Here is a 5,372-nt window from a genome sequence, read left to right as displayed (position 1 = left end):
TCGCTCGATGGCGACGGACGAAGGCCGCGCGATGCTCGTCCACGCGCTGGCCCACATCGAGTTCAATGCCGTCAACCTCGCGCTGGATGCGATCTGGCGCTTCCCGGGCATGCCGGACGCCTACTACACGGACTGGCTGCGCGTCGCGGCCGAGGAAGCCCACCATTTCACGCTGCTGGCGGCGCATTTGCGCACGCTCGGCTGGGCCTATGGCGATTTCCCCGGCCACGACAGCCTGTGGGAGATGGTCGCGAAGACGAGTGGCGACGTCCTCGCGCGCATGGCCCTCGTGCCGCGCACGATGGAAGCGCGCGGCCTCGATGCCATCCCGCCGCTGCGCGCGAAGCTGGCGCAGGCCGGCGACGACGCGGCCGCGCGCATCCTCGACGTGCTGCTGCGCGACGAGGTGGGCCACGTGGAAATCGGCAACCGCTGGTATTTTTATCTCTGCGCCCAGCGCGGCCTGGAACCGGTCGCCACCTACGATGCGCTGACGGTGCAGTACAAGGCGCCCGTGCTGAAGGGCCCCTTCAACGTGGAGGCGCGGCGCCAGGCCGGTTTCACCGAAGTGGAACTGGCCCGTCTCGCGGATGCCTGATGCCATGGATAAGCAGGGGTTCCTGCTGACGCGCCACTGGCGCGATACGGACGCCGGCGTCGAAGTCGAGTTCTGGCTCGCGACGCCGGATGGACCACGGCGCGTGCGTCTCGGGCCGCAGCCGGCCGTCGCGTTCGTCCCGGCGGAGCAGGGCGACACGGTGCGCCCGCTGCTCGCGCGCGAACGGGGCGCGGAACTGCGCGAGCTGTCGCTGTGCGACTTCCGTCACCGTCCCGTGCTGGGCCTGTACTGCACGCAGTACCGCCACCTCCTGCGCCTGGAAAAGCGCCTGCGCGAGCACGGCATCGACGTCTATGAAGCCGATATCCGTCCGCCCGAACGCTACCTGATGGAGCGCTTCATCATGGCGCCCGTCACGTTCACGGGCACGCAGGATCCGCACGATCCGCAGCTGCTCGCGGATGCGCGCCTGACGCCGGCCCAGGACTACCGCCCCGTGCTGTCGACCGTCTCGCTGGACATCGAAACGACGATGCAGGGCGAGCTGCGCTCGATCGCGCTGGAGGGTTGCGGCCAGCGCCAGGTCTACATGCTCGGGCCGGCGAATGGCGATGCGTCCGGGCTCGATTTCGACTACGAGGTCGTGGCCACGCGGCGCGACCTGCTCGACCGGCTGGAAGACTGGATCCGGCGCTTCGATCCGGACGCGATCATCGGCTGGAACCTCGTCCAGTTCGACCTGCGCGTGCTGCAGCAGCACGCGCAGCAGATGCAGCGCCCGCTGCGCCTGGGCCGCGACGGCAGCGCGATCGAATGGCGCGAACACGGCGGCCGGCAGGAGCATTACTTCGCCGGTATCGCCGGGCGCCTCGTCATCGACGGCATCGAGGCGCTGCGCGGGGCGACGTGGAGCTTCCCGTCGTTCTCGCTGGAGCACGTGGCGCAAAGCCTGCTGGGCGAGGGCAAATCGATCGACAACCCGTACGACCGCATGGCGGAAATCGACCGCATGTTCGCCGAGGACAAGCCGGCACTCGCGACATACAACCTGCAGGACTGCGTGCTCGTCACGCGCATCTTCGCGAAATCGGGCCTGATGACCTTCCTGCTGGAGCGCGCCAGCGTGACGGGTCTGGCGGCCGACCGCAGCGGCGGTTCCGTCGCCGCGTTCGAGCACGCGTACATCCCGCTGATGCACCGGCTGGGCCGCGTGGCGCCGAACATCGGCGACGTGCCGGGCGCGGACAGTCCTGGCGGGTTCGTGATGGATTCGCGCTCCGGGCTGTACGACTCGGTGCTGGTGCTGGACTATAAAAGCCTGTACCCGTCGATCATCCGCACGTTCCTGATCGATCCGGTCGGCCTCGTCGCGGGCCTCGAGGAGCCGGACGCGGACACGGTACCGGGCTTCCGCGGCGCGCGCTTCTCGCGCACGCAGCACTGCCTGCCCGGCATCGTCACGCGCGTGTGGCAGGGCCGCGATGCCGCCAAGCGCGAACGCAACGCGCCGCTGTCGCAGGCTTTAAAGATCATCATGAACTCGATGTACGGGGTGCTCGGCACGACGGCGTGCCGGTTCTTCGACTCGCGCCTGGCGTCGTCGATCACGATGCGTGGCCACGAGATCATGCACCGCACCCGTGAACTGATCGAGGCGCAGGGCTACCAGGTGATCTACGGCGACACGGATTCGACGTTCGTGTGGCTCGGGCGCGCGCATGCGGACGACGCCGCGGAACGCATCGGCCGCGCGCTCGTGGACCATGTGAACGCGTGGTGGCGCGATCATCTGCAGAACGAACTGCGCCTGGAAAGCGCGCTCGAACTCGAATACGAGACGCACTTCCGCCGGTTCCTGATGCCCACCGTGCGCGGCTCGGACGAGGGCAGCAAGAAACGCTATGCGGGCCTCGTGCGCCGCAAGGACGGCAGCGACGACCTTGTGTTCAAGGGCCTGGAGACGGTGCGCACGGACTGGACGCCGCTCGCGCAGGCGTTCCAGCAGGAGCTCTACGGGCGCGTGTTCCGCGGCGAGCCGTACGAGGACTATGTGCGTGACTACGTGGCGCGAACCCTCCGGGGCGACCTGGACGGGCAGCTCGTGTACCGCAAGCGCTTGCGCCGGCCTTTGGTCGAGTACGAACGCAACGTGCCGCCGCACGTGCGCGCGGCGCGCGCGGCCGACGAGTTCCACGTGCGCCAGGGCCGGCCCGCGCAATACCGCAACGGCGGCTGGATCCGCTACGTGATGACGACGGCGGGGCCGGAACCGCTGGAGACGCTGGACACGAGCCGCACGCCCATCGACTACGAACACTACCTGACGAAGCAGCTGGAACCGATCGCGGACGGCATCCTGCCGTTTATGAACGACAGTTTCACGAGGCTCACCAGTCCGCAGGGCGCGCTGTTCTGATCAACCGCCGGCGCGCTTCGGCCGGTGGCCGAGCTTCGTCAGTTCTTCCATGATGCGGTCGCAGTGGTCGCCCTGGACCTCGATCACGCCATCCTTCACGGTGCCGCCCGAACCGCACGCGGTGCGCAGCTGCTTGCCCAGCGCGGCGAGGGCGGCGGCATCGAGCGCCAGTCCCTTGACGAGCGTGACGGCCTTGCCGCCGCGGCCCTTCGTCTGGCGCGCGACGCGCACGTTGCCGTCGCCGACGAGTGCCGTGCCGGTCTTGCAGGTGCACGCCGCGACCGGTTGCCGGCAGCCGGGGCACATGCGGCCGCTCTCGGTGGAATAGACGAGGCCTCCGTTCGAATGCTTCATGGTGTGTCGTGAGTGATGGCTATTCCCGTGAGTTTACCAGCCCATCCCGGTCGTGCACTAATGTAAATACGATGTTACTATCCGGCCCGAGGTTCAATGAAAACAACAGGGGGTGGTCATGCATCATGCCGGCATGTTCGATGCGGTCTTTCTCGCGATGTTCTGTGCCTGTTTCGCCATCCGCGCGCCGCTTGAAGTCAGGAACAGGAAGATCGGGGCCGTCGAATCGCGCGAAGGGGTGTTCGAGAAGTTTTGCCTGCTGCTCGTGTTCACGGGGTCGACGACGCTGCCGTTCCTGTACCTCTTCACGCCATGGTTCGATTTCGCCGACTACGCGGTACGGCCCATCGTCGGCGGCCCCGGCGCCGCGCTTGCGGTGCTGGGCGTCTTCCTGTTCTGGAAATCGCACCGCGACCTGGGCCGGCAGTTCTCGCCGACGCTCCAGGTCAAGGAAGCGCACCACCTGGTCTCCGAAGGCATCTACAGCCGCATACGGCATCCGATGTACACGGCCCTGTTCCTCATCGCCACCGCGCAACTGCTGCTGATCGGGAACGCGGTTGTGGGACCGGCGTTCCTGCTCGCATTCAGCATCCTCTATGCCTCGCGCATCGAGCACGAGGAAGACATGATGCTGGAGCATTTCGGCCAAGCCTATGCCGACTACAAGGCGCGTACCAAGCGCCTGCTGCCGTCCATCAGGCAATAAGGTCAGGGCCCCGGATTCGGGTTGTCCGGCAACGACGGGATCGCGCGCAGGTATTCGTAGATGGCGTACAGGTCCCGCGTCGTCATCTTGCCGACGGCCGGCCACGGCATCACCTGCAGGATCTGGCCGGCCGGGTCGTGCGGATTATGGCCCGTGCGCAGTGTCTTCACGAATTCCTCGCGCGTGAGGCCGGCCGGGCGGCCCGCGTTGTCCGGTGTGAGGTTCGGCGCCGTGAAGGGGCCGAACTGGCGCCCGCCGGACATGTATTGCTCGGCATTCACGCGCTCGGGCTGGCCCTGGAACGGATCGCCGCCGGGCGAATACGTCGGGTGCGTGTGGCAGTCGATGCAGCCCGTCGTGTTGACGATATAGCTGCCCTGCCACACGAGGTTCCTCTGCTTGCCCTTCAGGTTCAGGATCACGCCGGGCGGCACGATTTCGCGGCCGCGCATGGCGCGGCTGTTGGTGTCGCTCAATGCGGTGGCGGCGTCCATGTCGCTGTCCGGGAACGGGCCGGGTGCGGCGGCGTATGGTGCCGCGCTGGCGGCGGCGAGGGCGAGTGCAAGGCAGGTGCGGTGGGCTGCGTTCATGCTGTATCTCCCAGGGTCGGTGGCTGAAGACGAATCAAGTCAGTATAGGCGTCAATACGCAACCCGCCAGCGCGGCCTTCCTGTCCATTCTGATAGGGTCCGGGTGAGATTGCGTGCACTTTGGCGGTGGCGGCCGTGGCACCATCACGGCTCGACATCGGGAGACGTGCATGACGACATCATCCAGGCCATGGATCCAGCTTGCCGCCGCCATCGCGGCCGGCGTGAAGGCCACGGCACGGCGCGTGCCATACTGACGCCACCATGCACCTGTACCGCGAATTCCCGCCCCATCCCGCGCTGGCCGGCCATGTGGCCTGCCTGTGGACGAGCCACGCCGTCCCGGACGGTGCGCCCGTGCGCACGCGCGTGCTGCCCGACAATTGCATCGACATCCTGTGGCAAGATTCCTCGCCGCTCGGCAAGGTGGCGGGCATGATGTCGCGTCCGCACCATGTCGAGATGCGTGATCCGGTGCTGACGGTGGCCGTGCGCTTCCTGCCCGGCGCCGCGCGTGCCTTCGTCGACGTCCCGCTGTCCGAATTGCAGGACGGCCATCCGGCCCTGGCCGACCTGTGGCCGCGTGCCGACGCGGAAGCGCTGGCGGCCGGATTGTGGGAGCACGAGCGCACGGCGGCACAGCGCCTCGCCGTCATCGAACAGGCCTTGCTCGCGCGCCTGCGTACGCGCGGACCGGCGCGGACGGATGCGCTCGCGCGGGCAGCCGTCCTGCGGCTCGAGGCA

Annotated in this window: 6 protein-coding genes; 4 read left to right on the top strand and 2 right to left on the bottom strand. The window is 67.7% G+C overall.

The genetic code is table 11. The annotated features are described in order from the left end of the window. On the top strand, positions 1 to 598 hold a 598-nt coding region (locus ACEN88_RS23530; RefSeq protein WP_413343546.1), incomplete at its 5' end, for a ferritin-like domain-containing protein. A gap of 4 nt (positions 599 to 602) precedes the next feature. Beyond that, a complete protein-coding gene (locus ACEN88_RS23525) occupies positions 603 to 2,975 on the top strand; it encodes a DNA polymerase II (protein ID WP_413343544.1) in 2,373 nt (790 codons plus the stop codon). Here ACEN88_RS23525 and ACEN88_RS23520 read toward each other — a convergent pair whose 3' ends face one another. Continuing rightward, positions 2,976 to 3,329, bottom strand: coding sequence for a translation initiation factor Sui1 (locus tag ACEN88_RS23520; RefSeq protein WP_413343542.1), 354 nt, complete (start codon positions 3,327 to 3,329; stop codon positions 2,976 to 2,978). Between the two features lie 118 nt (positions 3,330 to 3,447). Here ACEN88_RS23520 and ACEN88_RS23515 point away from each other — a divergent pair, with 118 nt between their 5' ends. After that, a complete protein-coding gene (locus ACEN88_RS23515) occupies positions 3,448 to 4,038 on the top strand; it encodes a protein-S-isoprenylcysteine O-methyltransferase (RefSeq protein ID WP_413343540.1) in 591 nt (196 codons plus the stop codon). 2 nt (positions 4,039 to 4,040) lie between these two features. Here the strand turns inward: ACEN88_RS23515 and ACEN88_RS23510 are convergent, their stop codons facing one another. After that, on the bottom strand, positions 4,041 to 4,628 hold the full coding sequence (locus ACEN88_RS23510; RefSeq protein WP_413343538.1) for a hypothetical protein: 588 nt from the start codon (positions 4,626 to 4,628) through the stop codon (positions 4,041 to 4,043). A 264-nt stretch (positions 4,629 to 4,892) separates the two neighbouring features. On the opposite strand from ACEN88_RS23510, the gene ACEN88_RS23505 reads away from it, so the two are divergent. Further along, on the top strand, positions 4,893 to 5,372 hold a 480-nt coding region (locus ACEN88_RS23505), incomplete at its 3' end, for a DUF6597 domain-containing transcriptional factor (RefSeq protein WP_413343536.1).

The organism is Massilia sp. CT11-108 (genome assembly GCF_047302915.1).
Lineage (GTDB): Bacteria > Pseudomonadota > Gammaproteobacteria > Burkholderiales > Burkholderiaceae_D > Telluria > Telluria orientalis.
The sequence above is the reverse complement of the archived record's forward strand: the minus strand, read 5'-3'. Positions and strand labels throughout refer to the sequence as shown.

Coding starts and splice junctions, on each gene's coding strand:
- ACEN88_RS23525 (WP_413343544.1), top strand. CDS start 603: ATGGATAAGCAGGGGTTCCTGCTGACGCGCCACTGGCGCGATACGGAC.
- ACEN88_RS23520 (WP_413343542.1), bottom strand. CDS start 3,329: ATGAAGCATTCGAACGGAGGCCTCGTCTATTCCACCGAGAGCGGCCGC.
- ACEN88_RS23515 (WP_413343540.1), top strand. CDS start 3,448: ATGCATCATGCCGGCATGTTCGATGCGGTCTTTCTCGCGATGTTCTGT.
- ACEN88_RS23510 (WP_413343538.1), bottom strand. CDS start 4,628: ATGAACGCAGCCCACCGCACCTGCCTTGCACTCGCCCTCGCCGCCGCC.